This is a genomic window from Streptomyces sp. NPDC033270, assembly GCF_055576575.1.
Genome location: NZ_JBVIRA010000011.1, coordinates 80580 through 95618 on the forward strand (window position 1 = coordinate 80580; position 15039 = coordinate 95618).

The 15039-nt window shown below is 73.5% G+C and carries 16 protein-coding genes; 4 read left to right on the forward strand and 12 right to left on the reverse strand.

What is annotated here, in order from left to right; all coding sequences use genetic code 11:
- Nucleotides 1-18 precede the first annotated feature (18 nt).
- From ACZ5XZ_RS17475 to ACZ5XZ_RS17520, 10 genes are all read right to left on the reverse strand, one after another.
- Entirely contained in the window at nucleotides 19-1362 is a 1344-nt protein-coding gene (locus tag ACZ5XZ_RS17475) for a sulfate adenylyltransferase subunit 1 (RefSeq protein WP_468978760.1), read from the reverse strand.
- A 2-nt stretch (nucleotides 1363-1364) separates the two neighbouring features.
- The gene (gene cysD / locus ACZ5XZ_RS17480) at nucleotides 1365-2315 is read right to left on the reverse strand and encodes a sulfate adenylyltransferase subunit CysD (protein ID WP_468978761.1); all 951 of its coding nucleotides are present in this window, start codon (nucleotides 2313-2315) and stop codon (nucleotides 1365-1367) included.
- Complete coding sequence (cysC, locus tag ACZ5XZ_RS17485; protein WP_468978763.1) at nucleotides 2312-2845, reverse strand: adenylyl-sulfate kinase; 534 nt, start codon at nucleotides 2843-2845, stop codon at nucleotides 2312-2314. Before cysC ends, cysD begins: the two co-directional genes overlap by 4 nt.
- 20 nt (nucleotides 2846-2865) lie before the next feature.
- Nucleotides 2866-3558 carry a phosphoadenylyl-sulfate reductase gene (locus ACZ5XZ_RS17490; protein WP_468978764.1) on the reverse strand — a complete coding sequence of 231 codons (693 nt, stop codon included), beginning with the start codon at nucleotides 3556-3558 and terminating at the stop codon, nucleotides 2866-2868.
- Complete coding sequence (locus ACZ5XZ_RS17495) at nucleotides 3555-3758, reverse strand: hypothetical protein (protein WP_468978766.1); 204 nt, start codon at nucleotides 3756-3758, stop codon at nucleotides 3555-3557. Before ACZ5XZ_RS17495 ends, ACZ5XZ_RS17490 begins: the two co-directional genes overlap by 4 nt.
- A 39-nt stretch (nucleotides 3759-3797) precedes the next feature.
- Nucleotides 3798-5519, reverse strand: coding sequence for a nitrite/sulfite reductase (locus ACZ5XZ_RS17500; protein WP_468978769.1), 1722 nt, complete (start codon nucleotides 5517-5519; stop codon nucleotides 3798-3800).
- A gap of 215 nt (nucleotides 5520-5734) precedes the next feature.
- Complete coding sequence (locus tag ACZ5XZ_RS17505) at nucleotides 5735-5818, reverse strand: putative leader peptide (RefSeq protein WP_352300790.1); 84 nt, start codon at nucleotides 5816-5818, stop codon at nucleotides 5735-5737.
- A gap of 92 nt (nucleotides 5819-5910) precedes the next feature.
- Entirely contained in the window at nucleotides 5911-6513 is a 603-nt protein-coding gene (locus tag ACZ5XZ_RS17510; protein WP_468978771.1) for a GNAT family N-acetyltransferase, read from the reverse strand.
- 156 nt (nucleotides 6514-6669) lie between these two features.
- Nucleotides 6670-7347 (reverse strand): class F sortase, encoded by a 678-nt coding sequence (locus tag ACZ5XZ_RS17515; RefSeq protein ID WP_468978774.1) that lies wholly within the window; start codon nucleotides 7345-7347, stop codon nucleotides 6670-6672.
- A gap of 142 nt (nucleotides 7348-7489) precedes the next feature.
- Nucleotides 7490-8779 (reverse strand): helix-turn-helix domain-containing protein, encoded by a 1290-nt coding sequence (locus ACZ5XZ_RS17520; RefSeq protein ID WP_468978776.1) that lies wholly within the window; start codon nucleotides 8777-8779, stop codon nucleotides 7490-7492.
- 268 nt (nucleotides 8780-9047) lie between these two features.
- On the opposite strand from ACZ5XZ_RS17520, the gene ACZ5XZ_RS17525 reads away from it, so the two are divergent.
- On the forward strand, nucleotides 9048-9476 hold the full coding sequence (locus tag ACZ5XZ_RS17525; RefSeq protein WP_468978778.1) for a hypothetical protein: 429 nt from the start codon (nucleotides 9048-9050) through the stop codon (nucleotides 9474-9476).
- Nucleotides 9477-9633: 157 nt separating this feature from the next.
- Here the strand turns inward: ACZ5XZ_RS17525 and ACZ5XZ_RS17530 are convergent, their stop codons facing one another.
- Nucleotides 9634-11283 (reverse strand): acyl-CoA dehydrogenase family protein, encoded by a 1650-nt coding sequence (locus tag ACZ5XZ_RS17530; protein WP_468978781.1) that lies wholly within the window; start codon nucleotides 11281-11283, stop codon nucleotides 9634-9636.
- Nucleotides 11284-11301: 18 nt separating this feature from the next.
- Between ACZ5XZ_RS17530 and ACZ5XZ_RS17535 the strand changes: the two genes are divergently transcribed.
- The 3 genes from ACZ5XZ_RS17535 to pcaG all read left to right on the forward strand — a co-directional run bounded on the left by ACZ5XZ_RS17535 (nucleotide 11302) and on the right by pcaG (nucleotide 13878).
- The gene (locus tag ACZ5XZ_RS17535; protein WP_468978783.1) at nucleotides 11302-12381 is read left to right on the forward strand and encodes a YihY/virulence factor BrkB family protein; all 1080 of its coding nucleotides are present in this window, start codon (nucleotides 11302-11304) and stop codon (nucleotides 12379-12381) included.
- Between the two features lie 103 nt (nucleotides 12382-12484).
- The gene (pcaH, locus tag ACZ5XZ_RS17540; protein WP_468978786.1) at nucleotides 12485-13216 is read left to right on the forward strand and encodes a protocatechuate 3,4-dioxygenase subunit beta; all 732 of its coding nucleotides are present in this window, start codon (nucleotides 12485-12487) and stop codon (nucleotides 13214-13216) included.
- On the forward strand, nucleotides 13216-13878 hold the full coding sequence (gene pcaG / locus ACZ5XZ_RS17545) for a protocatechuate 3,4-dioxygenase subunit alpha (protein WP_468978789.1): 663 nt from the start codon (nucleotides 13216-13218) through the stop codon (nucleotides 13876-13878). The genes pcaH and pcaG overlap by 1 nt, the downstream gene beginning before the upstream one ends.
- A 23-nt stretch (nucleotides 13879-13901) precedes the next feature.
- Here the strand turns inward: pcaG and ACZ5XZ_RS17550 are convergent, their stop codons facing one another.
- Nucleotides 13902-14906 (reverse strand): PP2C family protein-serine/threonine phosphatase, encoded by a 1005-nt coding sequence (locus ACZ5XZ_RS17550; RefSeq protein WP_468979046.1) that lies wholly within the window; start codon nucleotides 14904-14906, stop codon nucleotides 13902-13904.
- Nucleotides 14907-15039 lie beyond the last annotated feature (133 nt).

Consider the following 15039-nt stretch of genomic DNA (forward strand, 5'->3'; position numbering starts at 1 on the left):
GGGTCGTTTCCGTCATGGTCAGAAGTCCCATCCCTCGTCGTCCGCCGCCGTCGCCGGTGCGGCGTCCGCGGCCGCCTCCGCGAAGGCGGTGCCCGCCATCCCCGCGGTCAGTGTCGTGCCGTCCGCCGGGTCGATCAGCAGGAACGAGCCGGTGCGGCGGGAGTCGGCGTAGGCGTCCAGGGCCAGCGGCTCGGCCGTACGGACCACCACCCGCCCGATGTCGTTGGCGGCCAGCTCACCGGGCGCCGGGTGCTGGGACAGATCGTCCAGCGTCAGCCGGGACGGGATGTCCTTGACGATCGCCTTGACGGTACGGGTGGTGTGCTTGAGCAGCACCCGCTGGCCGACGGTCAGCGGACGGTCCGCCACATGGCAGACCGTCGCCTCGATGTCCTGGGAGACGGCCGGGGCCGCGGCGGTCGGCGCGATCAGGTCGCCGCGCGAGATGTCGATGTCGTCGCTCAGGCGCACGGTCACCGACTGCGGCGCCCAGGCGACGTCCACGGCCTGGCCGAGCGCGTCGATCGCCTCGATGGTGGTCGTCCGGCCCGAGGGCAGCACGGTGACGGCGTCGCCGACGCGCAGCACGCCGGAGGCGATCTGGCCCGCGTAGCCGCGGTAGTCGGGGTGCTCGGCGGTCTGCGGGCGGATCACGTACTGGACCGGGAAGCGGCCGGGGTCCTCCGACGGGTCGGCGACGACCGGCACGGTCTCCAGGTGCTCCAGCACGGTCGGGCCGCCGTACCAGTCCATGTGGGCCGACGGTGACACGACGTTGTCGCCGGCCAGCGCCGAGATCGGGATCGCGGTGATCTCCGGGACGCCCAGCGAGGCCGCGTACGTCGTGAACTCCTCGGCGATGGCGGCGAAGACCGGCTCGGCGTAGTCGACCAGGTCCATCTTGTTGACCGCGAGGACGACATGGGGGACGCGCAGCAGGGCGGCGACCGCGGCGTGCCGGCGGGTCTGCTCGACCACGCCGTTGCGGGCGTCGACCAGCACCACGGCCAGCTCGGCGGTGGAGGCGCCGGTGACCATGTTGCGGGTGTACTGCACATGCCCGGGGGTGTCGGCGAGGATGAAGCGGCGCCGCGGGGTGGCGAAGTAGCGGTAGGCGACGTCGATGGTGATGCCCTGCTCGCGCTCGGCGCGCAGCCCGTCGGTCAGCAGCGCCAGGTCGGGCGCCTCCTGCCCGCGGCCCAGAGAGGCCCGCTCGACGGCCTCCAGCTGGTCGGCGAGCACCGACTTGGAGTCGTGCAGCAGCCGCCCGACCAGGGTGGACTTGCCGTCGTCGACGGAGCCGGCGGTGGCGAAGCGCAGCAGTGAGGTGGCACCCGCGTCCACGGTGTTGATCGTGCTCATGGTTAGAAGTACCCCTCGCGCTTACGGTCCTCCATGGCGGCCTCGGACATCTTGTCGTCCGCCCTCGTCGCGCCCCGCTCGGTGAGCCGGGACGCGGCGATCTCCGCGATCACGGCCTCGATGGTGTCGGCGTCGGAGTCGACGGCACCCGTGCAGGACATGTCGCCGACGGTGCGGTAGCGCACCTGCCGGGTCTCAAGGCTCTCGCCGTCCTTGGGGCCGCCCCACTCACCGGGCGCCAGCCACATGCCGCTGCGGGCGAACACCTCGCGCTCGTGGGCGTAGTAGATGGCGGGCAGTTCGATCTTCTCGCGGGCGATGTACTGCCACACGTCCAGCTCGGTCCAGTTGGACAGCGGGAAGACCCGGACGTGCTCGCCGGGCGAGTGGCGGCCGTTGTAGAGCTGCCACAGCTCGGGGCGCTGCCGGCGCGGGTCCCAGCCGCCGAACTCGTCGCGCAGCGAGAAGACCCGCTCCTTGGCGCGTGCCTTCTCCTCGTCCCGGCGGCCGCCGCCGAAGACCGCGTCGAAGCGGTTGCTGTCGATGGCGTCCAGCAGCGGGACGGTCTGCAGCGGGTTGCGGGTGCCGTCGGGGCGCTCGCGCAGCTCGCCGCGGTCGATGAAGTCCTGTACGGAGGCGACGTGCAGCCGCAGGCCGTGCCGCTCCACGGTGCGGTCGCGGTAGTCGAGGACCTCGGGGAAGTTGTGCCCGGTGTCGACGTGCAGCAGCGAGAAGGGGATCGCGGCGGGCGCGAACGCCTTGAGCGCCAGGTGCAGCATGACGATGGAGTCCTTGCCGCCGGAGAACAGGATCACCGGCCGCTCGAACTCGCCCGCCACCTCGCGGAAGATGTGCACCGCCTCGGACTCCAGGGCGTCCAGGTGCGACAGCGCGTACGGGTTGTCGCCTCCGGGCTCGCCGCCGGTCTCGGTACGAATGGTCGCGGTGGTCACGCCAGTCCCCTTTCGGTGAGCAGCGCATGCAGCGCCGCCGCGGACTCCTGCACGGTCTGGGTGTGCGACTCGATGCGCAGATCGGGCGATTCGGGCTGCTCGTAGGGGTCGTCCACGCCGGTCAGACCGGAGATCTCGCCGGCCGCCTGCTTGGCGTACAGCCCCTTCACATCACGCTCGGAGCACACCTCGACCGGCGTGGCCACATGCACCTCCAGATACGCGGTGCCCTCCTTCTGGTGGCGCCCCCGCACCGCCTCGCGGCTGTCCGCGTACGGCGCGATCACCGGCACCAGCGCCTTGACGCCGTTGCTCGCCAGCAGCTCGGCCACGAAGCCGATGCGCTGGACGTTGGTGTGCCGGTCCTCGCGGGTGAAGCCGAGGCCCGCGGAGAGGAACTCGCGGATCTCGTCGCCGTCGAGCACCTCGACGCGATGCCCCTCGCCGCGCAGCGTGGCCGCCAGCTCGCGCGCGATGGTCGTCTTGCCCGCGCTCGGCAGACCGGTCAGCCAGATCGTGGCGCCCGTCATGGATATCTCCTGATGCTCTGTCATCCGTGCAGCCCGCACTCGGTCTTGTTGCTCCCGGCCCAGCGGCCGGCCCTGGCGTCCTCGCCCGCCAGCACCCGGCGGGTGCAGGGCGCGCAACCGACGGAGGCGTAGCCGTCCATCAGCAGCGGGTTGGTGAGCACGCCGTGCTCGGCCACGTAGGCGTCCACGTCGGCCTGCGTCCAGCGGGCGATCGGCGAGACCTTCACCTTCTGCCGCTTGGGGTCCCAGCCGACGACCGGGGTGTCGGCCCGGGTCGGCGACTCGTCCCTGCGCAGTCCGGTGGCCCAGGCGTCGTACCCGGTCAGGCCCTCTTCGAGGGGCTTGACCTTGCGCAGCGCGCAGCACAGATCGGGGTTGCGGTCGTGCAGCTTGGGGCCGTACTCGGCGTCCTGCTCGGCCACCGTCTGCCGCGGCGTCAGGGTGATGACGTTGACGTCCATCACCTCGGCGACCGCGTCCCGGGTCCCGATGGTCTCGGGGAAGTGGTAGCCGGTGTCCAGGAAGACCACGTCCACGCCCGGGAAGGCCCGCGAGGCCAGGTGCGCGACGACCGCGTCCTCCATCGAGGAGGTCACGCAGAAGCGCGGACCGAAGGTCTCGGCGGCCCACTTGAGGATCTCCAGGGCGGGCGCGTCCTCCAGGTCGCGGCCTGCCTGTTCGGCGAGCTGCTGAAGGTCGGTAGCGGTGGTCACGACGTACCTCCGTCGGAAGCGGAAGGGGACTGGCCGGGGGCTCCCGGGGCCAGCAGGCCCAGGAACTTCAGCCGGAACGCGCGGCTGCAGGACCGGCATTCCCACGCTGCGCCTTCTCCTCGCAAGGGCCCTTCTTCGGAGGGGCGCAGGTCCTCGTCCCCGCAGTACGGGCAGTAGAACGGCGCGGCGCGCTCACTCACCGTGCCTCCCGATCGGCCGGGGCGCGCTCGGACGCGCGCTCACTTCAACGCACCCTCTTCGGCGCGCGCCGCCCAGGTGGCGAACCGCTCGCCCTCCTCGCGCTGCGCCTCGAAGTTGCGCAGCACCCGCTCGACGTAGTCGGGGAGCTCGTCGGCGGTGACCTTCAGGCCGCGCACCTTGCGGCCGAAGCCGGGCTCCAGGCCCAACGCGCCGCCCAGGTGCACCTGGTAGCCCTCGACCTGGTTGCCGTCGTCGTCCAGCACCAGCTGCCCCTTGAGGCCGATGTCGGCGACCTGGATGCGGGCGCAGGCGTTCGGGCAGCCGTTGAGGTTGATGGTGATCGGCTCCTGGAAGTCCGGCATCCGGCGCTCCAGTTCGTCGATGAGCAAGGAGCCCCGGCCCTTGGTCTCGACGATGGCGAGCTTGCAGAACTCGATACCGGTGCAGGCCATCGTGCCGCGCCGGAACGGCGAGGGGTTGACCTGGAAGTCCAGCGCCTCCAGCGCGGCGACCAGCGCGTCGACCTGGTCCCGCTCGACGTCGAGGATGATCATCTTCTGCTCGACGGTGGTGCGCAGGCGGTCGGAGCCGTGCCCGGCGGCGAGTTCGGCGATCTTGGTGAGGGTGGTGCCGTCCACCCGGCCGACGCGCGGCGCGAAGCCCACGTAGAAGCGGCCGTCCTGCTGCTGGTGGACACCGATGTGGTCGCGCCACTTGGAGAGCGGCTGCTCGGGTGCCGGGCCGTCGACCAGCTTGCGCTGGAGGTACTCGTCCTCCAGCACCTGGCGGAACTTCTCCGGACCCCAGTCGGCCATCAGGAACTTCAGCCGGGCGCGGGTGCGCAGCCGGCGGTAGCCGTAGTCCCGGAAGATCCCGACGACACCGGCCCAGACGTCCGCGACCTCGTCCAGCGGCACCCAGGTGCCCAGGCGCTGGGCGAGCTTGGGGTTGGTGGAGAGTCCGCCGCCGACCCAGAGGTCGAAGCCGGGGCCGTGCTCGGGGTGGACGACGCCGACGAAGGCGACGTCGTTGATCTCGTGGACCACGTCCTGGACCGGCGAGCCGGAGATCGCGGTCTTGAACTTGCGCGGCAGGTTGGAGAACTCCTTGCTGCCGATGTAGCGCTCGTGGATCTCGTCGACGGCCGGGGTGCCGTCGATGATCTCGTCCGCCGCGATGCCGGCGACCGGGGAACCGATGATCACTCGGGGGCAGTCACCGCACGCCTCGGTCGTGGAGAGCCCGACGGCCTCCAGCTTCTCCCAGATGGCGGGGACGTCCTCGATGCGGATCCAGTGCAGCTGGATGTTCTGCCGGTCGGTGATGTCCGCGGTGCCGCGGGCGTACTGCTCGGAGACCTCGCCGATGGCGCGCAGCTGCGCCACGGTCAGCCGTCCGCCGTCGACGCGGACCCGCAGCATGAAGTACTTGTCGTCCAGCTCCTCGGGCTCCAGGATCGCGGTCTTGCCGCCGTCGATCCCGGGCTTGCGCTGGGTGTACAGGCCCCACCAGCGCATCCGCCCGCGCAGGTCGTTGGGGTCGATCGAGTCGAATCCGGCCTTGGAGTAGATCGTCTCAATGCGTGTCCGCACATTGAGACCGTCATCGTCCTTCTTGAACTGCTCGTTGCCGTTCAGGGGCGTGAAGTGGCCCACGGCCCACTGGCCCTCGCCGCGGTGGCGTCCGGCCTTGCGGCGGGTCGTGGCTGCGGTGCGGGCACCCCCGGCCGAAGGCTGGGGAGCTTCTGGGGTGGCGGCCATGGGCGTACGTCCTTCTGGGCAGGCTCAAGGGATCGGGACCGGCGCCGGGCGCCCACGGTGACCTGCGCGGACACACCGAAGTGCGGCGCGTGGTGACGCGTCGACGGTGGGCCTGCGGATCGTGGGGTCTCAGCGCGTCCGCGACGATGGGGACGGCGGGGTGTGCGGTGGTGCTGGGTGCTGTCCGGGGCCGATCGCCCCAGGTGGGTACAGCCTCAGCCCGTCCGACAAATGGCGCTGGACATGCGGCCGAGGTCGACGTGCCGCCGACTCACCAAGGCAATTCCAGCTCGAGACATGACGGAAGCGTGGCACGCCGCTCTCCGGCCAGTCCACCGTTATCCAGAATATGGACATCGACGTCTCGCATGGCGGGACGGTGTGGTGTCGATCACTCCTCGGCGGGGGTGTGGGGCGCGACGAGCGGCCCCGCGCCCGGCCAGGGTCCCGGGGCCGGCGCCTCGGGCTCCTCGGTCACGGTGGTGTCGTAGAGCCGGAACCCCCGCCGCTGGTAGTTCGCCATCGCGTGCGCGCCGTCCAGGGAGCAGGTGTGCAGCCACACCCGCTTCGTCGGGACCTGTCCGGGCCACCGTTCGGCCAGGTCCCAGGCCCGCTCGACCCCGTACGCCAGCAGGTGCCCGCCGATCCGGCGCCCCCGGAAGGCCGGGACGAGCCCGAAGTAGACGATCTCCACGGATCCGTCCCCGGCCGCCTCCAGCTCGATGAACCCGGCGGGCGTCCCCCGCTCGTACGCCACCCAGGTCTCCACGCCCGGCCGCCCCAGGTGCTCCGCCCACCGCGCGTACGGCCACCCCAGCCGGTCGGTCCAGGCGACGTCCCCGCCGACCGCCGTATAGAGGAACCGGCTGAATTCGGGCGACGGCCGCTCGGACCGGACGATGCGGACGTCCTGCTCGGCCGGCGGCTCCTGTGCGGGGCGCAGGTCCGCCCGTGCGGTCTGTTCGAGGTACCAGGTGGTGACCGAGAGGCTCATGCGGCCAGCACATCACACCGGCCCGCGGCGGCCGGATCCGGTCCGGGCGCCGGGGCGGGGCGCCGCCGTGCCACGCGGCGGCGCACCATCCGGATGGTGAGACACCGGCCCATCGTGTGGACGGCGCGGTGGCGCGCGCGCCGCCGCCCGGCACCCCTAGCCGATCTTCACCATCCTGGCGAAGACCACCACGTTGCCCGCGTAGCCCGAGCCCGCGGAGTACGCTCCGCCGCAGGTCAGCACGCGCAGCTCGGGGCGCCCGGTGTCGCCGTAGACCTTCCGGGCGGGGAAGCGGCGCTTGTCGAAGACCTGGACGCCGTAGACCTCGAAGTCCGCGATCCGCCCGTCCTCACGGGTCACCCGGATCGTCCTGCCCTTCTCCAGGGCGCCCAGCGAGTAGAACACCGCCGGTCCGCCGGCACTGTCGACATGGCCGACGAGGACGGCGGTGCCGCGCTCCCCGGGAGACGCCGCTGCCTTGTACCAGCCGGCCAGACGGGCGTCCGACGCCGGCGGCGCCTCGATCCAGCCGTCCTTGTCCAGGCCCAGCGGCAGCACCGGGGCGGCCACCCCGATCGAGGGGATCGTCACCAGCGAGGGGGCGGAACGGGGCAGCGCCGGCGGGGCGGGGCCGCCGGGCGGCGGATCACCGAAGAACAGGGAGCGGGCGGCGTCCGGCTGCGGCGGCCCGTCCGCCTCGCCGGACAGGCCGTGGCGCAGCATGCCGAACCCGACGAGACCGACCAGCACCAGCGTGCCCCACCGGGGCCGTCGCCCGCCCGCCGGCCGCCCCTGGGCCGCTTCCGGTTCCCTCGGCGAGCCTGCCGGGCCCATCGCTCACCTCCCGCGGCCGCACGCCGGGGAGTGTGCGGCCCCGGTCGGCACGCTAGGACGCCGCCGGGGCGGCGGCGAGCGCAGCCCGCCGAACGGGTGGCGGCGGACCACCGCGGCCGAGGCCCGCCGGACGCGGGCCCCCTCACCCCCGCCGGGCCGCCACCACCGCCGGCGCCGTCGACTGCGGCAGCAGCTCGGCGGGCCGCGGCGGCAGTCGCAGCTCCACCTCCACACCGTCGGCGAAGCGGTACGGCCGGTGCGCCAGCACACCCCCGAGATGGCGGCGCAGGCGGGACAGCTCGGCGCGCACCGTGACCGTACGGCTCCCGTCGCCGAACAGGTCCTCGGCCAGCTCGGTGGCGCTGCGCCCCGGCGGATGCGCGGCGAGGGCGAACAGCAGCTCGGCATGGCGCGGGGTCAGCGCGTGCGACCAGCTGCCGGCCGGCCCGCTGACCGTGACCGTGGCGCCGTCGCGTTCGCCGACGTCCAGCACCACCCGGCTGGGCCCGGCCTCCGGCTCCGGCCGGCCGACCCGGATCAGCCAGCCGCCGGGCAGCGGCTCCAGGGCGCACATGCCGTAGCGCGGCAGCCACAGCGGCCCGGCCTCGGGCGCCTTGGGCAGCGCCACGCGTTCCGGCGGCGTCAGGCCCGTCACGCCGACGACCCAGCCGTTGGGGTCGACGGCCAGCGCCCGCCCGCCGAGCCGCGCCAGCACCGGCGCCGCACTCGACCGCAGCCGCTCCAGGGACGTGTGGTGGCGGGTGCGCAGCTCACCCTCCGCGAGCCGGGCGACCGCGGACACCAGGGACAGCGTCGTGGGGTGGAAGGTGTGCGCCGGTCCGCTGATGTCCACGGTGCCCAGCAGGCGTCCGTCGCGCGGGTCGTGCAGCGGTGCCGCGGCGCACGTCCACTGGTGGTGGCTGCGTACGAAGTGCTCGGCGGAGTGCACCAGCACCGGACGGCGGGCCACCAGCGCGGTGCCGATGGCGTTGGTGCCGACGACGCCCTCCGTCCAGTCGGCGCCCTTGTCGAAGCCCAGCCGGTCGGCCATCCGCCGGACCGGAGAGCTGCCCTCCCGCCACAGCACCCGGCCCTCGGCGTCGGTGACGACCATGATCTGCTGGGCCGCGTCGGCCGTCGCCAGCAGCCCCTCGTTGAGCACCGGCAGCACCGTCGCCAGCTGCGACTTCTGCCGACGGTGCTCCAACTCCGCCACGGAAAGCAGAAGTTGCGGCGGATCGCGGTCGGGGTCGACGCCGGAGCCCAGCGCCCGGCGCCAGGACTCGCCGATGACCGCGCGGGGCGACTCCGGCGGCGCGCCCGGTGACGCCTCGCCCGCGAGCGCGGCCTCGTGCACGGTGGCGAGGCGGCGGGCGGTCGAGCGGGTGTCCTGGGCCGACCAGATGGCGCTGTGGATCGGTCTGTCGCTCACGCTGCTCTCCGTTGTGCGGTCCACCGGTCGCTGCCCATCGTGCCGTCACCAGGCCGTCCGGGAGGCGTCATTGTCCAGATCCACCGGTGCGCACTGCAACGCACTGCAACCGTTGTGGCCTATGACGCGTAACCAGGACGCTGATCACAGCGGCCGATGGCTTCTCGCCACCGCGAGGTTCGCCGGTCACCCGTCGGGGAACCCGCCGGTGACGTCGGGAATCCATCGGCCGCGGCGCGACGTCGGCACGGTGCGAGGGGGGCTCACCATGGTGGCCGCTGCTCCGCGCGTCGTGGTGATCGGAGCGAGCGAGGGGGCGCGGATCGCGCGCGCCGCCCGGCTCGCCGGCCACTACCGGGTCCCCCGGCTGCCCGCGGTCGACGTCCTGATCAGGCGTCAGCCGCCGCCCGCCGACGGCTATGTCATCGACGGCGCCCCCCAACTGCTCGACCGGGTGGCCGGTGTCGGCGGTCTGCTGCCCGCGCTGGCCTTCGCCGACCTCGTCGTGGTGCTGCACGAGGCCGAGTGCGACGGCACCGGTGAAGCCTGCCGGGTGCTGCGGTACTACGAGGCGCGCGGGGTGCTGGCGGCCTTCCCGCCGGGCGCACCGGACGGCGAGATCATCATGGCCGTCGACGCGGCGCTGCGCGGGCGCACCGCCGTGGACCCGCCCGACGACCCGACCGGCCCGCCCTAGGGGCCCTTGAGACCGGGAGCGGTGCCGAGTCGGCGCGGCACCGCTCCCCGACGGGCGCGGCGGCGGTAACCCCCTGTCCCCGTCCCCCCGCGAGGCAACGGCCCGGAGGTGACGGGGAGCCGCCGCCGCGCCGACGTCGTACGGGGGCCGGCGCCGCTCAGGGCGCGTCGTCCAGGACCGGCCGCGCCCGCGCCACGACCGCCGCGAGATCCAGCGTGTGCGGCAGCGTCCCGAACGCGGCGCCCGCGTCGCCGCCCAGACGGGAGGCGCAGAACGCGTCGGCGACCTCGGGCGGTGCGTACCGCACCAGTAGCGAGCCCTGCAGCACCAGCGCCATCCGCTCCACCAGACGCCGGGCCCGGGCCTCGATGCCCTCCAGGTCGGCGAGTTCGGTGAGCAGTCCCCTGATCGCCCGGTCCAGCCGGTGGTCCGCGCCGCGGGCGGTGCCGATCTCGGTCAGAAAGGCGTGCAGCGGCTCGGGGTCGCCCCGCAGGGCCCGCAGCACGTCCAGTGCCTGGACGTTGCCGGAGCCCTCCCAGATCGAGTTCAGCGGGGCCTCGCGCAACAGCCGCGGCAACCCCGACTCCTCGACGTAGCCGTTGCCGCCCAGGCACTCCAGCGCCTCTGTGACCACCGGCGTGCACCGCTTGGTCACCCAGTACTTCGCCGCCGGCACCGCGAGCCGCAGCAGCTGCCGGTCCTGCTCGCCGCCGCCGTCGTACGCGGCCGCCAGCCGCAGCGCGAGGGTGGTCGCCGCCTCCGACTCCAGCGCCAGGTCGGCCAGCACATTGCGCATCAGCGGCTTGTCGATCAGCCGGCCGCCGAACGCCTCCCGGTACGCCGTGTGGTGCAGCGCCTGCGCCACTGCCTGCCGCATCACCGCGGCCGCGGCGGTCACGCAGTCCAGCCGGGTCGCTGCGACCATCTCGATGATCGTCGCCACCCCGCGCCCCTCCTCCCCGACCCGGCGCGCCCAGCTCCGCCCGTCGAACTCGACCTCCGCCGAGGCGTTCGAGCGGTTGCCGAGCTTGTCCTTGAGCCGCTGGATGCGGAACGCGTTGCGGCCGCCGTTCGGCAGCACCCGCGGCAGCAGGAAACAGGTCAGCCCCCCGGGCGCCTGCGCCAGCACCAGGAAGGCGTCCGACATCGGCGCCGAGCAGAACCACTTGTGCCCGGTCAGCACGTACTCGCCGGGTGCGGCCAGCGGCTCGGCGCGCGTGGTGTTGGCCCGTACGTCGCTGCCGCCCTGCTTCTCCGTCATGGCCATGCCCGCCAGCGCGCCGCCCTTCTCGGCGACCGGCCGCAGCTCGTGCGCGTAGATGTGCGAGGTGAGCAGCGGCTCCCATACGGCCGCCAGATCCGGCTCGGCGCGCAGCGCGGGCACCGCCGCATGGGTCATCGACAGCGGGCAGCCGTGCCCGGCCTCGGCCTGGGTCCACACCAGGAAGCCGGCGGTGCGGCGAAGGTGGCCGTGGGGCCGGGACCAGGCGTCGGTCAGGCCCGCCGAGACGGCGTGGCCGAGCAGCCGGTGCCAGGCCGGGTGGAACTCCACCTCGTCGATGCGGTGGCCGAACCGGTCGTGGGTGTGCAGGACCGGCGGATGGGCGTTGGCCTGCTCGCCCCAGCGCTGGGCGTGCGCCGAGCCGGCCGCCCTGCCCAGCAGGCTCAGTTCCGCCCGGGCCTCCCTGAGCCGGGCGCCGTCGAGGTACCGGGCGACGCCCTCGGTGAGGGCCGGGTCGCTGCCGAAGACGTCGTAGCCGACCAGCGGCGGGGGCTGGTTGGTGACCGTGTGAGTGGTGGCTGCCATGCCGGATACGGTAAGGAGGTGCAGCCGGCAAACGAACCAACCGAGCGGCCCGCGGGGCGTCTGACCAGGGCCCGCGTGCTGTACCGCAATGTCTCCAAGCGCCGGCTGGCCTGGCTGCTGCTCAAGGACATCGTCCACTCCTGTATGACCTACCGCGTGACCGGCCTGGCGGCCGAGGCGGCGTTTTGGTGTCTGCTGTCGCTGCCGCCGCTGATCCTCGGACTCCTCGGCGTGCTCGGCTACACACAGGCCTGGATCGGGCACGACACCATCGACGGCGTCCGCGAGCGCATCCTCGGCGCCGCCGGCACCGTGCTGTCCGGCAAGGGCGTGGACCAGATCGCCCGCCCCCTGCTGGACGACGTCTTCACCGGCCGCCGCCCCGACGTCATCTCCCTCGGCTTCGCCATCGCCCTGTGGTCCGGCTCCCGGGCGCTGAACGTCTTCGTCGACACCATCACCATCATGTACGGGCTCGACGGCCGGCGCGGCATCGTCAGGACCCGGCTGCTGGCGTTCGCGCTCTACCTGGGCGGGCTGGTCGTCGGCGCCGTCGCGCTGCCGCTGATGGTGGCCGGGCCCGACACCGTCGTGAGCTGGCTGCCGGCCAGCGAGCAGATCATCCGGGTGCTGTACTGGCCGTTCGTCCTGCTGGTGTCGGTCGCCTTCCTCACCACGCTCTACCACCTGTCCGTACCGGTCCGGTCGCCCTGGCAGGAGGACATTCCGGGGGCGGTGGTCGCACTCGGCATCTGGGTGCTCGGCAGCTTTCTGCTGCGGCTCTACCTCACCTCGACCGTGGAGGGCCCCACGATCTACGGGTCGTTGGCCGCGCCGGTCGCGGTACTGCTGTGGATCGGCGTGTCCGCCTTCGCGGTGCTGGTCGGTGCCGCGATGAACGCCTCACTCGACCGGGTGTGGCCGTCGGTCGCCACGGCCGCGGCGCGCGAGGAGATCGCGCGCCGGGCGGCGGAGCGGGACGGCGACGGGGACGAGGGCGCGGACGGGGACGAGAGCGGGCACGAGGGCGCGGACGGGAACGAGGGCGCAGACGGGAACGAGGGCGGGGACGGCAACGGCGAGGGGCGCGCCGGCTGAGTGTTCTCGTCCTGGTATCGCCTGTCGCTGCGGCGGCCGGGCCTGCTTCAGTGACCAGGTACGCGTCCGCCCAGGCCCGTCCTCAACCGCAGGGAGACGGCACATGGCCCCGCCCCCGCAGCCCACCCCGCTCGATGGTCCCCGCACCCCGGAGCACCCCGCCCACGACCACGTCCCGTACCGCAGCAGCGAACTCCGCCGCCCCCACCGGCCGCTGGTCGAGATCGACCACCGCACCGACCCCGAGGCCGTGGAGCTCCGCGGACCCGTGTTCGGCGGCACGGACATCGGCGCACTCGACGCCGACCTCACCCGTCAGCACGCCGGCGAACCCCTCGGCGAGCGCATCACCGTCACCGGCCGCGTCCTGGACCGCGCCGGCCGCCCCGTACGCGGCCAGCTCGTCGAGGTCTGGCAGGCCAACGCCTCCGGCCGGTACGCCCATCGGGGCGACCGGCACCCCGCCCCGCTGGACCCGAACTTCACCGGCACCGGCCGCGCACTGACCGACGACGAGGGCCGCTACGCCTTCACCACCGTCAAGCCCGGCGCCTATCCGCTGAGCGACCACGACAACACCTGGCGCCCGGCCCATATCCACTTCTCGCTCTTCGGAGCGGCGTTCACCCAGCGGCTGGTCACCCAGATGTACTTCCCCGGCGATCCGCTGCTGCCGTACGACCCGGTCCTCGGCTCGGTCACCGACCCCGCCGCCCGCGCCCGCCTGGTGGCCACCTACGACCACGAACTGTCCGACCCCGAACGGGCCCTGGGCTACCGCTGGGACATCGTCCTGGACGGCCCGTCCGCCACCTGGACCGAGGAGGGCCGCTGATGCCCCGCGCCACTGCCCGGCGGGACCCGTCCGACACCGCGCCGCCCGCTCCGTCCCCCGCGCCGCTCGCCCCGACACCCTCACAGACCATCGGCCCGTTCTTCGGCCACGCGCTCCCGTTCCCCGGCGGCGAGCAGATCGCGCCGGCCGGCCACCCCGACACGATCACCGTGCACGGCTGTGTACGGGACGGAGCCGGCGCCCCGGTGCCCGACGCACTGCTGGAGTTCTGGCAGGCGGCACCGGACGGCAGCCTGGCCGGCGCGCCCGGCTCGCTGCGCCACGACCCGGCCACCGGCGCGGTCATCGGCCGCGACGGCGTGGACTTCACCGGCTTCGGCCGCGTCCCCACCGACGCCGACGGGCGCTACGCCGTACGCACCCTGCCCACCGCCGCCCCCGCCGGCCGCCCGGACGCCGCGCCGTACCTCGCCGTGTGCGTCTTCGCCCGCGGACTGATCGACCACCTCTTCACCCGCGTCTACTTCCCCGAGCACCCCACCGCCCACGCCGCCGACCCGCTGCTGACGCGGCTGCCCGCCGCCCGCGCGCGCACCCTGCTCGCCCGCCCGGACGGACCGGGCCGGTACCGCTTCGACATACGGCTGCAGCGGCCGGCGGACGGCGCGCACGAGGAGACGGTCTTCCTTGCCCACCGCTGACCGGCCCCTGGAGTGACGCTGGGTCAGCGGCGCTCCCGGTAGCGGACCAGCAGCATCGCCGCGTCATCGTGCAGCGGCCCCTCGGCGTGCTCGACCACGTCCTCGCGGACGGAGCGCAGCGCGGCCTCCGGGTCGGGGTCCTTCAGCAGCGCGGAGCGCTCGTCGAGGGGGTAGAAGCGGCCCGCCGCGTCGCGGGCCTCGGTGACCCCGTCGGTGTAGAACAGCAGTTGGTCGCCGGGGGTGAACGGCACCTCGTAGGGGAGCGGGGCACCGGGGCCGGTGAGGGTGAGGCCGAGCGGCAGGGCCCGGTCGGGCGGCGCGGCGAAGGCGACCGTGCCGGCGGGGCGGACGACCAGCGGGGCCGGATGGCCGTAGTTGAGCAGCGTCGCGCACGGACCGTCACCGATCTCCGCGAGCACCGCCGTGACGAACCGTTCGCCGGACAGATGGCGGTTCAGGGCCCGTTCGACGCGCTCGCCGACGGCCGGCAGATCCGGCTCGTCGTGCGCGGCCTCCCGGAACGCGCCCAGCACCACCGCGGCGCTCTCCACGGCCTCCAGGCCCTTGCCCTGGACGTCGCCGACGATGATCCGTACACCGGCGGGCGAGGTCACCACCTCGTACAGATCGCCGCCTATCCGGGCCTCGGCCACCGCCGAGGTGTAGGAGACCGCGATCCGCAGCGGGCCCGCGCTGCGCGGCACGGGGCGCAGCAGCACCCGCTGGGCGACCTCGGCGATCGAACGGACGCTGGCCAGCTCCGCCTCGCGGCGCTGCCGCATCACCGCCGCGACCACACCGGCCGCGGTCACCCCGGCCACCGACAGCAGTGCGGTCAGCCCGCGCCGGCTCTCGAACAGACCGTTGTAGACGCCCAGGCCGAGGCAGAGGACGAACGCGGTGAGTCCGACCAGGGCGGTGCGCCGCCAGCCGCCCACCAGTCCGGCGAACGCCGGCCCCAGGGACACCAGGGGCAGAAAGCCCACTTCCGGGCCTGCGGTGAGGTCGACGACGCTGACCACGGCCATCACCGCGTAGGGGAGTACGGACAGCACACGGGAGCCGGTGCGCAGCTCCCCGTTCTCCACGGCCAAGGTGTTCTCCGACGGTGTCGTGTCCGGTGATCGGGCTACGGGGGCCGTCGGCCGTCGGAGTGTCCGA

Excerpts from the sequence above, each read along its gene's own strand:
- ACZ5XZ_RS17550 (WP_468979046.1), bottom strand. The coding sequence starts at position 14,906 with ATGGCCGTGGTCAGCGTCGTCGACCTCACCGCAGGCCCGGAAGTGGGC.
- ACZ5XZ_RS17525 (WP_468978778.1), top strand. The coding sequence starts at position 9,048 with ATGGTGGCCGCTGCTCCGCGCGTCGTGGTGATCGGAGCGAGCGAGGGG.
- pcaH (WP_468978786.1), top strand. The coding sequence starts at position 12,485 with ATGGCCCCGCCCCCGCAGCCCACCCCGCTCGATGGTCCCCGCACCCCG.
- ACZ5XZ_RS17515 (WP_468978774.1), bottom strand. The coding sequence starts at position 7,347 with ATGGGCCCGGCAGGCTCGCCGAGGGAACCGGAAGCGGCCCAGGGGCGG.
- ACZ5XZ_RS17505 (WP_352300790.1), bottom strand. The coding sequence starts at position 5,818 with ATGTCTCGAGCTGGAATTGCCTTGGTGAGTCGGCGGCACGTCGACCTC.
- ACZ5XZ_RS17530 (WP_468978781.1), bottom strand. The coding sequence starts at position 11,283 with ATGGCAGCCACCACTCACACGGTCACCAACCAGCCCCCGCCGCTGGTC.
- cysC (WP_468978763.1), bottom strand. The coding sequence starts at position 2,845 with ATGACGGGCGCCACGATCTGGCTGACCGGTCTGCCGAGCGCGGGCAAG.
- ACZ5XZ_RS17510 (WP_468978771.1), bottom strand. The coding sequence starts at position 6,513 with ATGAGCCTCTCGGTCACCACCTGGTACCTCGAACAGACCGCACGGGCG.
- pcaG (WP_468978789.1), top strand. The coding sequence starts at position 13,216 with ATGCCCCGCGCCACTGCCCGGCGGGACCCGTCCGACACCGCGCCGCCC.
- ACZ5XZ_RS17475 (WP_468978760.1), bottom strand. The coding sequence starts at position 1,362 with ATGAGCACGATCAACACCGTGGACGCGGGTGCCACCTCACTGCTGCGC.
- ACZ5XZ_RS17500 (WP_468978769.1), bottom strand. The coding sequence starts at position 5,519 with ATGGCCGCCACCCCAGAAGCTCCCCAGCCTTCGGCCGGGGGTGCCCGC.